The organism is Planotetraspora phitsanulokensis (assembly GCF_016863295.1).
GTDB lineage: Bacteria > Actinomycetota > Actinomycetes > Streptosporangiales > Streptosporangiaceae > Planotetraspora > Planotetraspora phitsanulokensis.
Window position 1 is genome coordinate 127,433 of the sequence record NZ_BOOP01000037.1, and the last position, 15,002, is coordinate 142,434.

A 15,002-nucleotide genomic window follows, 5' to 3' on the forward strand; every position below is an offset into this window, starting at 1 on the left:
CGAGGTTGTGACGCTCGAGGTATCTCGTCCTCGGACACCCACCGTAGCCTGACGACTACCGTCAAGGAGCGCCACATGCCCGTCGCATCGATCCAGCAGGTCGCACGTGAGGCCTTCGCCCGCCGGGACACCGCCGGCGGCGCTCTCGCGCGCGACGCGGAGCTGATCACCCGCGCGGCCCGAGACATGGCCGTGCGGTTCCGCCGCGGCGGGAAGCTCGTGGTGTTCGGAAACGGAGGGGCGGGCACCGACGCCGCCCACGTCGCCGTCGAGTTCATGCACCCCGTCATCGTGGGCAAACCGGCGCTGCCGGCCCTGGCGCTCAGCAACGACGCCGCGACGGTGTCCGCGGTGGGCGCGGACGAGGGGATGGCCGAGGCGTTCGCCCACCAGGTGCGCCACTGGGCGGGCCGGGGCGACATCGCGGTGGGGATCTCACGGGACGACGGAGGCGCCGCCGTACGACGGGGCCTTGAGGCCGCCCGCGAGCTGGGCCTGCTGACGGTCTCCCTGACGGGAGGCCGGGACACGCCGCCCGCGCGGACGGAGACACGCGTGGACGGCCCGTCCGCGGCGCACACCGGGGGCGACACCGGGACCGGGCCGAACGGTAAGGAAGACCGGGCGGACCGCGGGCAGAACAGGCACGCCGACCATGTCATCGCCGTCGCCTCTGCCGACCCCGCCGTGGTCAAAGAGATCCACGTCACGACCTATCACCTGCTGTGGGAACTCGTCCACGTCTTTCTCGAACAGGGCGAGGAGGCCCTCACATGAACGAAGGTTTCGACCCCGCGGACGGGCCGGACGACGACTGTCACACCGGCTCCTGCGTGACCTGCTCCGACGAGGCCGTGCCCGTCACGGTCGTGCGCCTGAAGTACCGGGACATGGCGGTCGTCGACACCGGCGACGGCGAACCCGAGGAGGTCAGCGTGGCGCTGGTGGAGACCGCCGTGGGCGACACGATCCTGGTCCACGCCAAGGAGGCGATCGCCGTCGTCACCAGGGTGGACGACGATGGGTGCCGCTGAGGACCCGGCGCTCGGCGGGGGAACGCGGGAGCTGTATCCGTTCCTCTACGAGGCCTCGGCCGACCCTGCCCCGGTCTGGGCCGACGCCACCCGGTCCTCGGAGGGCAAGGCCACCGAGATCGTGTTGCTGCGCCGCCGGATGGCCGAGGTCTGCGGCGACCGCGTCGCCGTGTGCGCCGAGCAGATGGCCGCCGCCTTCGCCGGCGGCGGACGGCTGTTCACGTTCGGCAACGGCGGCAGCAGCACCGACGCCCAGGAGGTGGCCACGGCGTTCCTGCGGCCTCCCGGCGGCCGTCCGCTGCCCGCGCTGTCGCTGACCACCGATGTCGCCGTCGTGACCGCGCTGTCCAACGACGTGGGTTTCGACGCGGTCTTCGCACGCCAGCTCGCCGCGCTCGGCCGTCGCGGCGACATCGCGTTCGGGCTGTCCACCAGCGGGGGATCGGCGAACGTGGCCCGCGCCTTCGAGGAGGCGGCGCGACGCGGCATGCTCACGGTCGGCCTGGCGGGCGGGCACGGGGGGATGCTCACCGAGCTGTCCGAGTCCGGGGTGCTCGACCACCTGTTCGTCGTCCCGTCGTCGTCGGTGCACCGCATCCAGGAGGCCCAGACGACGGTCTACCACGTGTTGTGGGAGCTCACCCAGCACGTCCTGGCCGGTACGCCGACAGGAGCGCACGCCCGCCCCGGCGACCATGCCGACAGCCGCCCCGGCGACCATGCCGAGGCCCTGCCGGCCTCCGGCCCACCGTGACCCGAGAACCCGGCAAACGGGATGAACCACGCTCGCGAACACCCGGCGAGCAGGCCGCGAAAACCAGCCCGAACCAGCCTGAGCCCGCGCGGATCCGGCCCATAAACAGCTACAAACCACGCACGAACCAGCCACGAAGCACCCGAACGCATCGACACGGTATCGAGACGGGGAGGCGTCATGACAGCGCCGACGAAGTCAGCGACCAGCAAGCAGCGCAAGCAGGAGGAGCCGGTCGTCCACATTCTCTGGATGAACGCCGGCCTGAGCTGTGACGGCGATTCCGTGGCCCTCACCGCCGCGTCCCAGCCGAGCATCGAGGACATCGTGCTCGGCGTCTTCCCCGGGCTGCCCAAGGTGGCCGTGCACTGGCCTCTGATCGACTACGAATCCGGCCCGATGCAGGGAGCCGACGCCTTCATCGAATGGTTCTTCAAGGGCGCACGCGGCGAACTCGACCCGTTCGTCCTCGTCGTCGAAGGGTCGATCCCCAACGAGTCGCTCAAGCGGGAGGGCTACTGGACCGGTTTCGGCAACAACCCCGAGACCGGCCAGCCCATGACGGCCGCCGAATGGCTCGACCGGCTCGCGCCGAACGCGACGGGCATCATCGCCGCGGGCACGTGCGCCACCTACGGCGGCATCCACGCCATGGCGGGCAACCCGACCGGCGCCATGGGCGTGGCCGACTACCTCGGCTGGGACTGGCGGTCCAAGGCCGGCCTGCCCATCGTCAACGTGCCCGGCTGCCCCATCCAGCCCGACAACATGTCGGAGACCCTGCTCTACCTGCTCTATCAGCTCGCCGGGCAGGCGCCGATGATCCCGCTGGACCAGGCGCTCCGCCCGGCCTGGCTGTTCACCGCCACCGTCCACGAAGGCTGCGACCGGGCCGGCTACTACGAGCAGGGCCAGTTCGCCACCGAGTACGGCACGCCCGAATGCCTCGTCAAGATCGGCTGCTGGGGGCCGGTCGTGAAGTGCAACGTCCCCAAACGCGGCTGGATGAGCGGCCTCGGCGGCTGCCCCAACGTCGGCGGCATCTGCATCGCCTGCACCATGCCGGGATTCCCGGACAAATTCATGCCCTTCATGGACGAGCCGCCCGGCGCGCACGTCTCCTCAACCATCAGCGAGGCCTACGGCACGGTCATCCGCACGCTGCGCGGATTCACGTTCAGAACCGTCGACAAGGAGCCGAAGTGGCGCAGGAAGGGCCGCGAGCTGCTCACCGGATACAAGGCGCCCTGGAGCTGATATGACGACCTCATCGGAGCAAGGCCGTGAACTGGTCGAGATGGCCTGGGATCCCATCACCCGGATCGTCGGCAGCCTCGGCGTCTACTGCAAGATCGACTTCGCCAACCGGCAGGTGGCCGAGTGCTACAGCACCTCGTCCATCTTCCGCGGCTACAGCATCTTCATGAAGGGCAAGGACCCCCGCGACGCCCACTTCATCACCAGCAGGATCTGCGGCATCTGCGGCGACAACCACGCCACCTGCTCGGTCTACGCCCAGAACATGGCCTACGGCGTACGCCCGCCCGCCCTCGCCGAATGGATCATCAACTGCGGCGAGGCCGCCGAATACATGTTCGACCACAACATCTACCAGGAGAACCTGGTGGGCGTCGACTACTGCGAGAAGATGGTCCGCGAGACCAACCCCGGCGTCCTGGCCAAGGCAGAGCGGACCGAAGCGGCCCACGCCGAAGACCACGGCTACAAGACGATCGCCGACATCATGCGCTCGCTCAACCCCCTGGAAGGGGAGTTCTACCGCGAAGCGCTCGTCATGAGCCGCCTCACCCGCGAGATGTTCTGCCTGATGGAGGGCAGGCACGTACATCCGTCCACCCTCTACCCCGGCGGCGTCGGCACGGTCGCGACCGTACAGCTGTTCACCGACTACATGACCCGGCTCATGCGCTACGTCGAGTTCATGAAGCGGGTCGTGCCGATGCACGACGACCTGTTCGACTTCTTCTACGACGCGCTGCCCGGCTACGAGAACGTCGGCCGGCGCCGCGTCCTGCTCGGCTGCTGGGGAAGCCTCAACGACCCCGACCACTGCGACTTCACCTACGAGAACATGAGCGACTGGGGCCGGAAGATGTTCGTCTCACCCGGCGTCATCGTCGACGGCCGGCTGGTCACCAACGACCTCGTCGACATCAACCTCGGCATCCGCATCCTGCTCGGCAGCTCCTACTACGACGACTGGGTGGGCGCCACCGACCCGTTCGTCACCCACGACCCGCTCGGCAACCCCGTCGATATCCGCCATCCGTGGAACCAGCACACGATCCCGCGGCCGCAGAAACGCGACTTCACCGACAAGTACAGCTGGGTCATGTCGCCCCGCTGGTTCGACGGCACGGACCTGCTCGCCCTCGACACCGGCGGCGGCCCCCTCGCGCGGCTGTGGTCCACGGCGCTCAACGGGCTCGTCGACATCGGCTACGTCAAGGCCACGGGCAACAGCGTGCTGATCAACCTGCCGCGGACGGCGACCAAGCCGGAGAAGACGTTCGAGTGGAAGATCCCGACGCACAAGGGCGAACCACTGTCCAACGCGCTCGAACGCAACCGCGCCCGCTCCTACTTCCAGGCCTACGTCGCGGCCTGCGCGCTCCACTTCGCCGAACAGGGCCTCAACGAGGTACGGCAGGGCCGCACGCAGACGTGGGAGCCGTTCACCGTGCCCGACGAGACGATCAGCTGCGGCTTCACCGAGGCGGTCCGCGGCGTGCTGTCCCATCACATGGTCATCAGGAACGGCAAGATCGCCAACTACCACCCGTACCCGCCCACGCCGTGGAACGCCAGCGTCCGCGACAGCCACGGCACGCCCGGGCCGTACGAGGACGCCGTGCAGAACACGCCCATCTTCGAGGAGAACTCCCCGGAGGACTTCAAGGGCATCGACATCATGCGGACCATCCGCAGCTTCGACCCCTGCCTGCCGTGCGGCGTGCACATGTACGTCGGCGAGGGGAAGCTGCTGCAAACGCTGCACAGCCCGCACGCGTTCACCACGCCGTGACCGGCTGACGACCCATCGACGACCGACGGAAAGGAAGCCGGGCAGATGCCCGAAGGCAGCGAGCACGACAGCGACCACGACACCGACCACGACACCACGGCCGGCACGAGCTCCGGGACGAACGGGCACACGGGCGGCGCGTCAGGTGAGCCCATGGTGGACGTCCACGCGGCGGGAGCCCGCGTCGAGGCGCTCATCGCCGAACTCGGCTCACCGGACACCCGGGCGAAGGCGGAGGAACTCGTCCGGGTCCTCGTCGGCCTGTACGGCGAGGCCCTCGAACGGGTCATGCGGATCGTCACCGACGCCGAGGCCGCCGACGTGCTGCACCGGCTCACCACCGACGACCTCGTCTCCGGCCTGCTGATCGTGCACGACCTTCACCCGCTGCGAACATCCGACCGCGTGCTGGCCGCGCTCGAGGAGGTCCGGCCACATCTCGGGCTCCACGACGGGGGAGTGGAACTGCTCGGCGTCGACCCCGCCGGAGTGGTCCGGCTGCGGCTCGAAGGCACCTGCCACGGCTGCCCGTCGTCCCGGCTGACCGTCGCCGGCGCCATCGAACGTGCCATCACCCGGGCGGCCCCCGAGGTGACCAGGGTCGACGTCGACGGCCTCGACGACCACGCCGACCAGGGCGATCGGCTCGACCACCGGGGCCGCCGCGCCGCGCCGGGAGCCGTTCACGGGCCCTCGGCGGGGCACGGCGCCCAGGGCCCGCAGCTCCTGCAGATCCAGCGGCGCCCGCCCGGGCCCTGCCCGGTGCCGGAGGAGATCTCATGACCGGGAGCGGGCTGCGCCGGTTCCGCGAGCCCCCGCCGCCGGCGCCCACGCCACAGACCGGGGTGGCGGCCGGGCCCGGAACGGCACAGCACGCCACCGAGAGCACCCGGTGCGAGCTGTGCTCCCAGCCCGTCGGCGACGACCACGGCCACGTCGTCGACACCGACGACCGGGCCCTGCGGTGCGTCTGCCCCGGCTGCCACCTGCTCTTCGCGCCCGCCGCGCAGAGCCGCTACCGCGCCGTGCCACGCCTCTACCTGCACGCCCCGGCCTTCCGGATGACGGCCGCCGACTGGGACGAACTACAGATCCCGGTCCGCACCGCCTTCTTCTTCCACAACTCCGCGCTCGGCCACGCCGTCGCGTTCTATCCCAGCCCCGCCGGGGCGACCGAGTCGCTGCTCCCGCTCCAGGCCTGGGAGCGGATCCTCGCGGCCAACCCCGAGCTGCCCGAAGCCGAGCCCGACGTCGAGGCGCTGCTCATCGACCGCGGCGCCACAGGGGAGTTCGCCTGCCACCTCGTGCCGATCTCCGCCTGCTACGAACTGGTCGGCCTCGTCCGGCTCCACTGGAAGGGATTCGGCGGGGGCGAGCAGGCGTGGGCCGCCATCGACGGGTTCTTCGCCGGGCTCCTACGGCGCGGCCAGGCCGTGCCGTACGAACCGGGCGGCGGCGACCGGGAAGGCGGGCGCGCATGAGCGAGACACAGTTCGACTGCCTGGGCGCACGGCCGGAGCCCTACGCGGCCTCGCCCACCATGAACTTCCGGCTGCGCATCACCGACCCCGCGCCGATCCACGCCCTCCTGCTCCACTGCCAGCTCCGCATCGAGCCGCAACGCAGAAGGTACGGCCCCGCCGAAGCCGCGCTGCTCGGCGACCTGTTCGGCGAGCCGTCCCGCTGGGGGGAGACCCTCAGGCCGCTGCACCTCGCCAGCGTGTCCACCATGGTCCCCGGATTCGAGGGATCCACCGAGATCGACCTGCAGGCGCCGTTCACCTACGACCTCGAAGTCGCCGCGGGGAAGTACTTCGCCGCACTCGACGAAGGCGAGATCCCGCTCATCCTGCTGTTCAGCGGCACCGTCTTCGTCCGGACCGACACCGGCTTCACCGTACGACAGGTGCCGTGGCACTGCGAGAGCCGCCACCGGCTGCCGGTCACGGTATGGCGCGAACTCATGGACCGCTACTTCCCCGGCTCCGGCTGGCTGATGTTGCGCCGCGACACCCTACGCGCACTGCACCGCTACAAATCCGAACACGCCGTCCCCACCTGGGACGACGCCATCGAAATGCTTCTGGGCGAGGCCCGCGGACTCAAGGAGGCCCAGAAGTGACCGTCCCCATGGACATCGCCCGCCGGGTGGCCGACGCCGTCCTGTACGAGGGCTACCTGCTCTACCCGTACCGCGCCTCGGCGGCCAAGAACCGGCTCCGCTGGCAGTTCGGCGTGCTCGTCCCACCCAGCTACTCGGCCACCGCCGAGCCGTCCAAGAGCGTGACGGAATGCCTCCTCGAGACCCCCGGCGACGACGCCGTCATCCACCTGCGCCTGCGGTTCCTCCACCTCAGATCCCGGACCGTCGAGGAGCTCACCGTCGACGGCGGCCACCGCGTCGTCCCCGAGCTGACCAGCGGCGAGACCGTCTACCTCGGCTTCGACGACGCGACCGAACGCGAGGCGGAGGCCGTCCTCCCACTGCGCGACCTGCTCGCGGAAGAGCACTCCGTCGACGTCCAGGTCGCCGGAGACCGCTCGGCCGAGCCGATCCTGTCGCCAGAAGGCGAACCTGTCGGCCAGATGGTGATGCGGCAACAACCCCTCGACGCCCGGCTGCGCGTCTCCGCGACCCGGCTGACCGGGCCGTACGGGCTGGTCAGACTGCACGTCGAAACCAGGAACACCAGCTCCTGGGACGAACCCAGCGCGCCTCGCGACGAGGCGCTGCGCCGATCGCTGATCGCGGCCCACCTGCTCATCGGGACGACCCACGGCGGGTTCGTCTCCCTGATCGACCCGCCGGAATGGGCACGCCCCGCCGTCGACGGCTCCCGCAACCAGCATGTGTGGCCGGTACTCGTCGGCGATCCCGGCGACCCCAGGCTGATGTTGTCCTCGCCGATCATCCTGTACGACTACCCGGACATCGCCCCGGAGAGCCAGGGAGACATGTTCGACTCGACCGAAATCGACGAGATGCTCCACCTGCGGGCGATCACGCTCACCGAGGAGGAGACACGGGAGGCGGCGGCGACCGATCCGCGGGTGGCCGAGATCCTCCGCAGAGCGCAGGACCTGCCTCCCGAACTGCTCGAGCGGCTGCACGGAGTCATCAGGTACCTGGACGCCCCCTCACGTCCCGCCGCCCCCGGTCAAGACAAGCAGGGCGGGCCGGTGCTGGCCGGCTTCCCCGGTTTCGCCGACGCCGCCCGTCCACCGGCCGGACCGGGAGACAGGACCGCAGGCGGGTCCACGGGCGACCTCGGGAGCGGCCTCCTCGACGCGACCACGGCGGAACCGCCAGATCCTGCCACGCCCCCCGGCCGGCCCTGGTGGGACCCCGGCGCCGACGCAAGCGTGTCCCCGGAGACCGACACCGTCACCGTCTCCGGCGTCCCGCTCACCAAGGGCAGCCGCGTCCGCCTCAACCCCGGCAAGCGCCGCGCCGACGCCCACGACATGTTCCTCGCCGGAAGGGTCGCCCACGTCGAGGCCGTGTTCCTCGACGTCGACGGATCCCGGCACCTGGCCGTCACCCTGGCCGACGACCCGGCCGCCGACCTGCAACGAGCCCAAGGGCGTTTCCTCTACTTCGCACCCGACGAGGTGGAACCGCTCGGCGACGAGGAGGCGCACCCATGAAGATCCTGGTCGCGGGAGTCGGCAACATCTTCCTGCGCGACGACGGGTTCGGCGTCGCGGTCGCCCGGCACCTGGCCGACGCCGACCTGCCCGAACAGGCGCGCGTCGCGGATTTCGGCATCCGCGGCATCCACCTCGCCTACGAACTCACCGGCGGCGGCTACGACCTCACCATCCTCGTCGACGCCACCAGCCGCGGCGGCGCACCCGGCACCGTCTACGTACTGCAACCCCCACCCGAACCGCAACGCCCCGCGGCCCTCGTCGACGCCCACGCGCTCACCCCCGAGACCGTCCTCGCCCTGGCCGGCACCTTCGGCGGGGGAGCGGGACAGGTGCTGATCGTCGGCTGCGAACCCGCCGACACCTCACCCGGCATGGAACTCACCCCACCCGTCGCCGACGCCGTACCCAGAGCAGCGGACCTCGTCGCCGACCTCATCGACCAGCACATCAACACCGACCACACACCCGCCAGCACACCCACACGGTCACCGGCCCAGCAAGAGGAGCGGACATGTTGAGACGACTCGTCATCGGCGCCGCCGTCGTCACCGCCGGAGTCCTGGTCTACCGGGCCATGCCCGACCTCAAGAGATACATGGAGATCCGCAAGATGTGACGCCCGACACCGACCAGGAAAGGCAGAACATGCACGAGTTCGGAATCGCCGAATCAATCCTCGCCGCCATCGAACACCGCGCCGCCGGCCGACGCGTCCGCCAGGCACGCGTACGCGCGGGAGCACTGCTGCGCATCACCGAACCCGCGATCAACCAGGCCTTCACCATGGTCGCCGAGGGCTCGGCCGCCGAGGGCGCCCGCGTGGACCTCGTCATCGTCCCGGCCCGGCTGACCTGCCGGTCCTGCGGCCAGACGACGACCTCACCCGACCCGTTCGTCATCTGCCCGGGCTGCGGCGGCGCGGACATCGACACCGAGGGCGGCGACGACCTCGTCCTCGAATCCATTGAGATGGCGGAGGCCACCCATGTGCCTGGGAATCCCCGGCGAGATCGTGGAAATCCTGAATGACCGTCCCGATCTCGCCATGGTCGCCGTCAGCGGCGTACGACGCGCGATCAACATCGGCCTGCTCGAGGACGAGACCGTCGCCCCCGGCGACTGGATCCTCATCCACGTCGGCTTCGCCCTGTCCAAGATCGACGAAACCGAGGCCAAGGCCGCTCTCGACTTCCTCGAGAGCATCGGCCAGGCCTACGACGACGAGATCGCGGCGCTCCGAGAATCCATGATCGAACAGGGGTGACACCTGAATGCGCTTCGTCGACGAATACCGCGACGCCGGCACGGCCAAAGCACTGGCCGCCCGCATCACCGCGCTGTGCGAACCCGGCCGCGCCTACAAGTTCATGGAGGTCTGCGGCGGCCACACCCACACGATCTACAAACACGGCCTCGAGGACTACCTCCCCGAAGCGGTCACCCTCGTCCACGGACCCGGATGCCCCGTCTGCGTCATCCCGATGGGCCGCGTGGACGACGCCATCCACATCGCCTCGCAGCCCGACGTCATCATGACGTCGTTCGGCGACATGATGCGCGTCCCCGGAGGCAACGGCTCCTTCCTCGACGCCAAGGCACGCGGCGCCGACATCCGCATGGTCTACTCACCACTCGACGCCCTGAAGATCGCCAAGCAGAACCCGTCCAAACGCGTCGTCTTCATGGCCATCGGCTTCGAGACCACCGCGCCGTCGACCGCCATGACCGTCCTGCGGGCCAAGGCCGACGGAGTCGACAACTTCTCGGTCTTCTGCAACCACGTCACGATCATCCCGGCCATCAAGGCCATCCTCGACTCGCCCGATCTGCGGCTCGACGGCTTCATCGGCCCCGGCCACGTCTCCACCGTCATCGGCTGCCGGCCGTACCGGTTCATCGCCCGCGACTACGGCAAGCCGATCGTCGTGGCCGGCTTCGAACCGCTCGACATCCTGCAGTCCGTCCACCAGCTCCTCACCCAGCTCGCGCAGGGCCGCTGCGAGGTGGAGAACCAGTACGCCCGCGTCGTGCCCTGGGACGGCAACCCCAAGGCGCTGGCCGCCATCAACGAGGTCATGGAGCTGAGGCCCCACTTCGAATGGCGCGGACTCGGATTCATCTCCCAGTCCGCGCTCAGGATGAGCGCCGCCTACGCCCGCCACGACGCCGAACGGATCTTCCGGATCCCCGGCGGACGCGTCGCCGACCCCACCTCCTGCCAGTGCGGCGAGGTCCTCAAGGGCGTGCTCAAACCCTGGGAGTGCAAAGTCTTCGGAACCGCCTGCACGCCGGAGACGCCGATCGGCACGTGCATGGTCTCCTCCGAAGGAGCATGCGCCGCTTACTACAACTTCGGGCGCTTCTCCCGAGAGCGCGTCAAGGAGGCGACCCGTCAGTGACAGGTGACACCGGCCTTGAGGAGCAGGTCCTCGAACGCATCGAACGGGCCCGCCGCCGCAAGGCCCGCGTGCGCGAGGAACACGTCACCCTCGCCCACGGCGCGGGCGGCAAGGCGACCCACACCCTGATCGAAGGGGTGTTCCTGGAGTCGTTCCGCAACCCCGTGCTCGAACCGCTGGAGGACGGCGCGGTCATCGACGAGATGGCCTTCACGACCGACTCGTTCGTCGTCACCCCGCTGTTCTTCCCGGGAGGGGACATCGGCGACCTGGCCGTCAACGGAACCGTCAACGACCTGGCCATGTGCGGCGCCCGCCCCCGCTACCTGTCGGCCGGATTCATCCTCGAGGAGGGCTTCCCGATCGCCCACCTGCGGCGCATCACCGCGTCCATGGCCGCGGCGGCCGAAGCGGCGGGCGTGCACATCGTCACCGGCGACACCAAGGTCGTCGAGCGGGGGAAGGCCGACGGCTGCTACGTCGTCACCTCGGGCGTCGGGACGCTCGAGCGGCCCACCCGGCTCAGCGCCGCCGCCGCCCGGCCAGGCGACGCGGTCATCGTGTCCGGCCCGATCGGCGAGCACGGCATCACGATCATGCTCGCCAGGGGAGAGCTCGACATCCAGGCCGACCTCACCTCCGACACCGCGCCGCTCAACGAACTCGCCGCCCGGTTGCTGGACGCCTGCGACGACGGGGACGTGCGCTGCCTGCGCGACGCCACCCGCGGGGGAGTGGCCACCGTCCTCAACGAGATCGCCGAGGCATCAAAAGCGGCAATTGTCGTGAATGAGGACATAATTCCGGTTCGTCCTGACGTCCGCGGGGCATGTGAACTCCTAGGCATCGACCCGCTGTACGTCGCCTGCGAAGGCCGGATGGTCGCGATCGTGTCCCAGGCGTCCGCCGAGGCGGCGCTCACCGCGCTGCACTCGCACCCGCTCGGCCGCGAAGCCGCCATCGTCGGCCGGGTCAACGACGACCCGCCCGGCCTCGTCCTGCTGAAAACCGCCTTCGGCGGGACCCGCATCGTCGACCTGCTCGTCGGTGACCCGCTACCGCGGATCTGCTGAGATCCGCCGACCCGGGGGAGTCGGACATGACCAAGACCACCAAGGCCGGCCGATTCGAAGGCAAACACCAGCACGGATTCTCACCCGACGTCGGCAAGGCCAGCGCCGAGGTCGTCCGGGCAGGCGACCTCGCCTTCCGCAAACCCTCCGCCGACCAGGGACCCGGCCGCGAAGTCAGCGACATCGAACGCCGCGGCGTCCCCGCCACCGACGTCAACGCCTCCTCACCGCTCGGAGTCGGCGTCAGCACCACCACCCGCGCCGAAGACTTCGCACACAAGAAGGAATCCGCCTACCACCGAGCCGGAACCCACGAAAAGACCGGCCGGCCGTACGGAGGACCCGCCCAGGGACACGGAACAGGCGTCGGCCGACCGCACCTCGTCCACGACGAGAACACCTGAGCCCCGCGCGGCGCATCCCGCGACAACGACCACCACGTGACCTGCCCCGGCTCCCGCGCGGCATTTCTCGAGCCGGGCGGGCGGCGCAGCGCGCCCCGGCGACCCCGGCCACTGCCGCGACCTCAGTGATCCGCCGACCGGCCTAACCTTCCCGCCGGGCCGGCCGACGAGCCCGTACGGCGACGCACGCGCGGCCCCGGAAACTTCCTGATCCCCGTCCACCCGGCGACGACCCTCATCCGCCGCAGCCACACGTGCCCCTGCCCGGCGAACCGCTGGGGGAGAAGCCGGCACTGCACCATTTCGCCCTCTCGATCGCTCACGCGAGGGCCGAGGTGCACCGCGGCTGATTTGAGTACGGGCCTACTCAGGCGCAACCACCCGGGTCCGGCCCAGGATCAGAGCCACGCCCCTCCACGCCCACAACCAGAACGGCAAATCCCCGGACGGAGACGACATGGCATCCGTCGTCCTGATCATCATCATCCTCAGCATCCTGCTCGGCCTGCTCGCCCGGCGAATCCGCGGCCGACGCACCCCCGGCCCGCTCACCGTCGCCGAGACGACCCCGACGTTCAACGTCGTCGCCCTCGGACTACAGGGATCGGGCAAGACACTCCTGCTCGCCAGCATGTACCACCGGCTCAAGACCCCCGCCGGCCAGTGCTACTTCATCACCGCGACCCGCGACGACGTCCTGCAGCTCAACGAGTGGTACCTGCAGATGGCCGACACCGCCACCACCGGCGCCTGGCCACGCGGCACCGCCAAAGGCGAGACCCGCCACTTCACCTTCACCGTCAAGACGCACATCGACGGCACACCACACCCCATCCTCAACCTCAGATACCTCGAATACGCGGGGGAGCTGCTCACCGACCTCCAAGACGCGGGATCCACCAAACAGAAGGAACTGTTCGCCCACATCGACTCCGCCGACGCCCTCATCGGAGTCCTCGACGGCTACCGCATCCGGCAGCACGCCGACGGCCACCCCGAAGGCCCCCTCCACCTCGAACGGACCCTCAACGCGCTCCTGCCCGTCATGCTCGAGGCCTCGGCACCCATCAGCTTCGTCATCACCAAATGGGACCTGCTCACCGACCTCCACCCCGACGAAGGCACCCGGCTGAGCATCGTCCGCAACCTGCTCACCTCCAACGACCACTTCCGCTCACTCATCACCCTGCACGGCGCCACCCGGGTGGTCCGCCTCATCCCCGTCAGCGCCGTCGGACCCGGCTTCGCCACCATCGACCCCAACGGGGAGATCGTCAAAACCCCGCAGGGCGCGGTGCAGCCGACCAACGTCGACGTCCCCCTGTCCGCCGTCGTCCCCGGCCTGTTCGAACAGATCGAAAGCCGCCTCGATCACGACGACATCGCCGCCATCAGAGCCGAGGTCGACCGCCGCACCCGGCAGGGCGCCCTCGAGGCGTTCGCCTCACTCACCACCTTCGCCGGCCAACTCGCCGGCCGCACCGTGCTCGCAATGCTCGGCACACCCACCGCCGCGTTCGGCGACACCATGCTCGGCTTCTTCCTCGACTCACGCATGGGAGCGCCGCCCGACGACGACCGCGCACGTCTCAGCAGAGAGCTGAACGAGGTGGAACGCCGCCTCGAAAACGTCCAGCTCGCCCGCAGACGCGTCATGTACGACATGCGCCGCAAAGTGGACGCCCTGGAAGGCCGACTGCCGTACTCGCGGCTGTCCGAAGGCGGGTGGTGACATGAGCGCATACGCCTGGCCGTTCCTCGTCGCACGGGGACGGCGCCTCGGATACCGCACCCTCCTCGCGCCGGGCTTCCTCATCGCAGCGGGGGAGCACGGCGTCCTCGACGACACCGTGGTGCCGGACACCCGGGAGGACCGGGCGACCGTCGTCGAAACGGAGACGCCCTCCGGCCGCAGAATCTCGATCGTCCACGCCACCCACATCGTCACCGCCGAGGACGTCGCCGATCCAGGAACACCGCCGGCCGAGCGCGCACCCCGGGACACCCACAGCCGACCCCTCCAGTTGATCTACGGATTCGTCTACGTGGGCGGGGGAGCGGCCCCACCTGGCCCCGATGACCTGCGCATATGCCGCGAAGCTTCCCTCTCCGCCTACCGAAGGTTCCTCGCGGACGAGGAGGCGTTCCGAGTGGAGGCCGGGCACGGGTTCGCGCTGCGATCCCACGGAGACGTCACGGAGCCCGAGGAGATGACCCCGTCGTCGATGCCGGGAATCGACACCACCGAGACGGCCACGAACACCAAGAGGCCCTCACGAGCCGGCGTCGCGATTCTCCTGATCGGCGCCGTGACACTGATCAGCGTCGTGGTCCTGGCCATGACACGCCTCACGACTCCGGAGCCGACCATCCCATGCCCGACTCCAAGCGTGGTGGCCGCGAGTCAGACCCCGTCGCCGAAGCAACCCACAGCCGCCAAGTCCGACGTCAAACCCAAGAAGTCCTGCACCCCACAACCCCCGGGAGAGAAGCCCCAATCGAGGTAACTTGACATAATGTTCCTTATCAAGCAATTCAAACAGGGCCCGATCCGCCACGATTTCCGCAGATTCCGCCACGCACATCAGCCACCACCTACAGCCGCGATCATGCATGGGTTCGCGTACACACCCAGCGA

The 15,002-nt window shown here is 69.5% G+C and carries 18 protein-coding genes; all 18 read left to right on the plus strand.

Going from position 1 to position 15,002, the window contains the following annotated elements; genetic code table 11:
* Positions 1-75: 75 nt before the first annotated feature.
* The 18 genes from Pph01_RS34600 to Pph01_RS34680 all read left to right on the plus strand — a co-directional run bounded on the left by Pph01_RS34600 (position 76) and on the right by Pph01_RS34680 (position 14,871).
* Complete coding sequence (locus tag Pph01_RS34600) at positions 76-777, plus strand: D-sedoheptulose-7-phosphate isomerase (protein ID WP_204077420.1); 702 nt, start codon at positions 76-78, stop codon at positions 775-777.
* Entirely contained in the window at positions 774-1,034 is a 261-nt protein-coding gene (locus Pph01_RS34605) for a HypC/HybG/HupF family hydrogenase formation chaperone (protein WP_204077421.1), read from the plus strand. The genes Pph01_RS34600 and Pph01_RS34605 overlap by 4 nt, the downstream gene beginning before the upstream one ends.
* Entirely contained in the window at positions 1,021-1,788 is a 768-nt protein-coding gene (locus Pph01_RS34610) for a D-sedoheptulose-7-phosphate isomerase (protein ID WP_204077422.1), read from the plus strand. Before Pph01_RS34605 ends, Pph01_RS34610 begins: the two co-directional genes overlap by 14 nt.
* A gap of 180 nt (positions 1,789-1,968) precedes the next feature.
* Complete coding sequence (locus Pph01_RS34615; protein WP_204077423.1) at positions 1,969-3,045, plus strand: NADH-quinone oxidoreductase subunit B family protein; 1,077 nt, start codon at positions 1,969-1,971, stop codon at positions 3,043-3,045.
* Position 3,046: 1 nt separating this feature from the next.
* Positions 3,047-4,834, plus strand: a complete 1,788-nt coding sequence (locus tag Pph01_RS34620; protein ID WP_204077424.1) for a nickel-dependent hydrogenase large subunit — start codon at positions 3,047-3,049, stop codon at positions 4,832-4,834.
* Positions 4,835-4,879: 45 nt separating this feature from the next.
* Positions 4,880-5,617, plus strand: coding sequence for a NifU family protein (locus tag Pph01_RS34625; protein ID WP_204077425.1), 738 nt, complete (start codon positions 4,880-4,882; stop codon positions 5,615-5,617).
* Positions 5,614-6,315 carry a DUF5947 family protein gene (locus tag Pph01_RS34630; RefSeq protein ID WP_204077426.1) on the plus strand — a complete coding sequence of 234 codons (702 nt, stop codon included), beginning with the start codon at positions 5,614-5,616 and terminating at the stop codon, positions 6,313-6,315. Before Pph01_RS34625 ends, Pph01_RS34630 begins: the two co-directional genes overlap by 4 nt.
* On the plus strand, positions 6,312-6,956 hold the full coding sequence (locus tag Pph01_RS34635) for a DUF6084 family protein (RefSeq protein ID WP_204077427.1): 645 nt from the start codon (positions 6,312-6,314) through the stop codon (positions 6,954-6,956). The genes Pph01_RS34630 and Pph01_RS34635 overlap by 4 nt, the downstream gene beginning before the upstream one ends.
* On the plus strand, positions 6,953-8,482 hold the full coding sequence (locus Pph01_RS34640) for a hypothetical protein (protein ID WP_204077428.1): 1,530 nt from the start codon (positions 6,953-6,955) through the stop codon (positions 8,480-8,482). The genes Pph01_RS34635 and Pph01_RS34640 overlap by 4 nt, the downstream gene beginning before the upstream one ends.
* Positions 8,479-9,006 carry a hydrogenase maturation protease gene (locus Pph01_RS34645; protein WP_204077429.1) on the plus strand — a complete coding sequence of 176 codons (528 nt, stop codon included), beginning with the start codon at positions 8,479-8,481 and terminating at the stop codon, positions 9,004-9,006. The genes Pph01_RS34640 and Pph01_RS34645 overlap by 4 nt, the downstream gene beginning before the upstream one ends.
* Positions 9,000-9,104, plus strand: a complete 105-nt coding sequence (locus Pph01_RS43780) for a DUF6893 family small protein (RefSeq protein WP_373315703.1) — start codon at positions 9,000-9,002, stop codon at positions 9,102-9,104. The genes Pph01_RS34645 and Pph01_RS43780 overlap by 7 nt, the downstream gene beginning before the upstream one ends.
* Complete coding sequence (locus Pph01_RS34650) at positions 9,101-9,517, plus strand: hydrogenase maturation nickel metallochaperone HypA (RefSeq protein WP_239117233.1); 417 nt, start codon at positions 9,101-9,103, stop codon at positions 9,515-9,517. Before Pph01_RS43780 ends, Pph01_RS34650 begins: the two co-directional genes overlap by 4 nt.
* Positions 9,501-9,752 (plus strand): HypC/HybG/HupF family hydrogenase formation chaperone, encoded by a 252-nt coding sequence (locus Pph01_RS34655; RefSeq protein WP_308441936.1) that lies wholly within the window; start codon positions 9,501-9,503, stop codon positions 9,750-9,752. Before Pph01_RS34650 ends, Pph01_RS34655 begins: the two co-directional genes overlap by 17 nt.
* A 7-nt stretch (positions 9,753-9,759) precedes the next feature.
* Complete coding sequence (gene hypD, locus Pph01_RS34660) at positions 9,760-10,887, plus strand: hydrogenase formation protein HypD (RefSeq protein WP_204077430.1); 1,128 nt, start codon at positions 9,760-9,762, stop codon at positions 10,885-10,887.
* Entirely contained in the window at positions 10,884-11,960 is a 1,077-nt protein-coding gene (gene hypE, locus Pph01_RS34665) for a hydrogenase expression/formation protein HypE (protein ID WP_239117234.1), read from the plus strand. Before hypD ends, hypE begins: the two co-directional genes overlap by 4 nt.
* Positions 11,961-11,986: 26 nt before the next feature.
* A complete protein-coding gene (locus tag Pph01_RS34670) occupies positions 11,987-12,364 on the plus strand; it encodes a hypothetical protein (RefSeq protein WP_204077432.1) in 378 nt (125 codons plus the stop codon).
* Between the two features lie 457 nt (positions 12,365-12,821).
* Positions 12,822-14,096 carry a hypothetical protein gene (locus Pph01_RS34675; RefSeq protein ID WP_204077433.1) on the plus strand — a complete coding sequence of 425 codons (1,275 nt, stop codon included), beginning with the start codon at positions 12,822-12,824 and terminating at the stop codon, positions 14,094-14,096.
* Between the two features lies 1 nt (position 14,097).
* Positions 14,098-14,871, plus strand: a complete 774-nt coding sequence (locus Pph01_RS34680) for a hypothetical protein (RefSeq protein ID WP_204077434.1) — start codon at positions 14,098-14,100, stop codon at positions 14,869-14,871.
* The last annotated feature ends 131 nt before the right edge of the window (positions 14,872-15,002 follow it).

Coding starts and splice junctions, on each gene's coding strand:
- Pph01_RS34620 (WP_204077424.1), top strand. CDS start 3,047: ATGACGACCTCATCGGAGCAAGGCCGTGAACTGGTCGAGATGGCCTGG.
- Pph01_RS34625 (WP_204077425.1), top strand. CDS start 4,880: ATGCCCGAAGGCAGCGAGCACGACAGCGACCACGACACCGACCACGAC.
- Pph01_RS43780 (WP_373315703.1), top strand. CDS start 9,000: ATGTTGAGACGACTCGTCATCGGCGCCGCCGTCGTCACCGCCGGAGTC.
- Pph01_RS34670 (WP_204077432.1), top strand. CDS start 11,987: ATGACCAAGACCACCAAGGCCGGCCGATTCGAAGGCAAACACCAGCAC.
- Pph01_RS34635 (WP_204077427.1), top strand. CDS start 6,312: ATGAGCGAGACACAGTTCGACTGCCTGGGCGCACGGCCGGAGCCCTAC.
- Pph01_RS34610 (WP_204077422.1), top strand. CDS start 1,021: ATGGGTGCCGCTGAGGACCCGGCGCTCGGCGGGGGAACGCGGGAGCTG.
- Pph01_RS34605 (WP_204077421.1), top strand. CDS start 774: ATGAACGAAGGTTTCGACCCCGCGGACGGGCCGGACGACGACTGTCAC.
- Pph01_RS34645 (WP_204077429.1), top strand. CDS start 8,479: ATGAAGATCCTGGTCGCGGGAGTCGGCAACATCTTCCTGCGCGACGAC.
- Pph01_RS34675 (WP_204077433.1), top strand. CDS start 12,822: ATGGCATCCGTCGTCCTGATCATCATCATCCTCAGCATCCTGCTCGGC.
- Pph01_RS34600 (WP_204077420.1), top strand. CDS start 76: ATGCCCGTCGCATCGATCCAGCAGGTCGCACGTGAGGCCTTCGCCCGC.
- hypD (WP_204077430.1), top strand. CDS start 9,760: ATGCGCTTCGTCGACGAATACCGCGACGCCGGCACGGCCAAAGCACTG.
- Pph01_RS34630 (WP_204077426.1), top strand. CDS start 5,614: ATGACCGGGAGCGGGCTGCGCCGGTTCCGCGAGCCCCCGCCGCCGGCG.
- Pph01_RS34680 (WP_204077434.1), top strand. CDS start 14,098: ATGAGCGCATACGCCTGGCCGTTCCTCGTCGCACGGGGACGGCGCCTC.
- Pph01_RS34615 (WP_204077423.1), top strand. CDS start 1,969: ATGACAGCGCCGACGAAGTCAGCGACCAGCAAGCAGCGCAAGCAGGAG.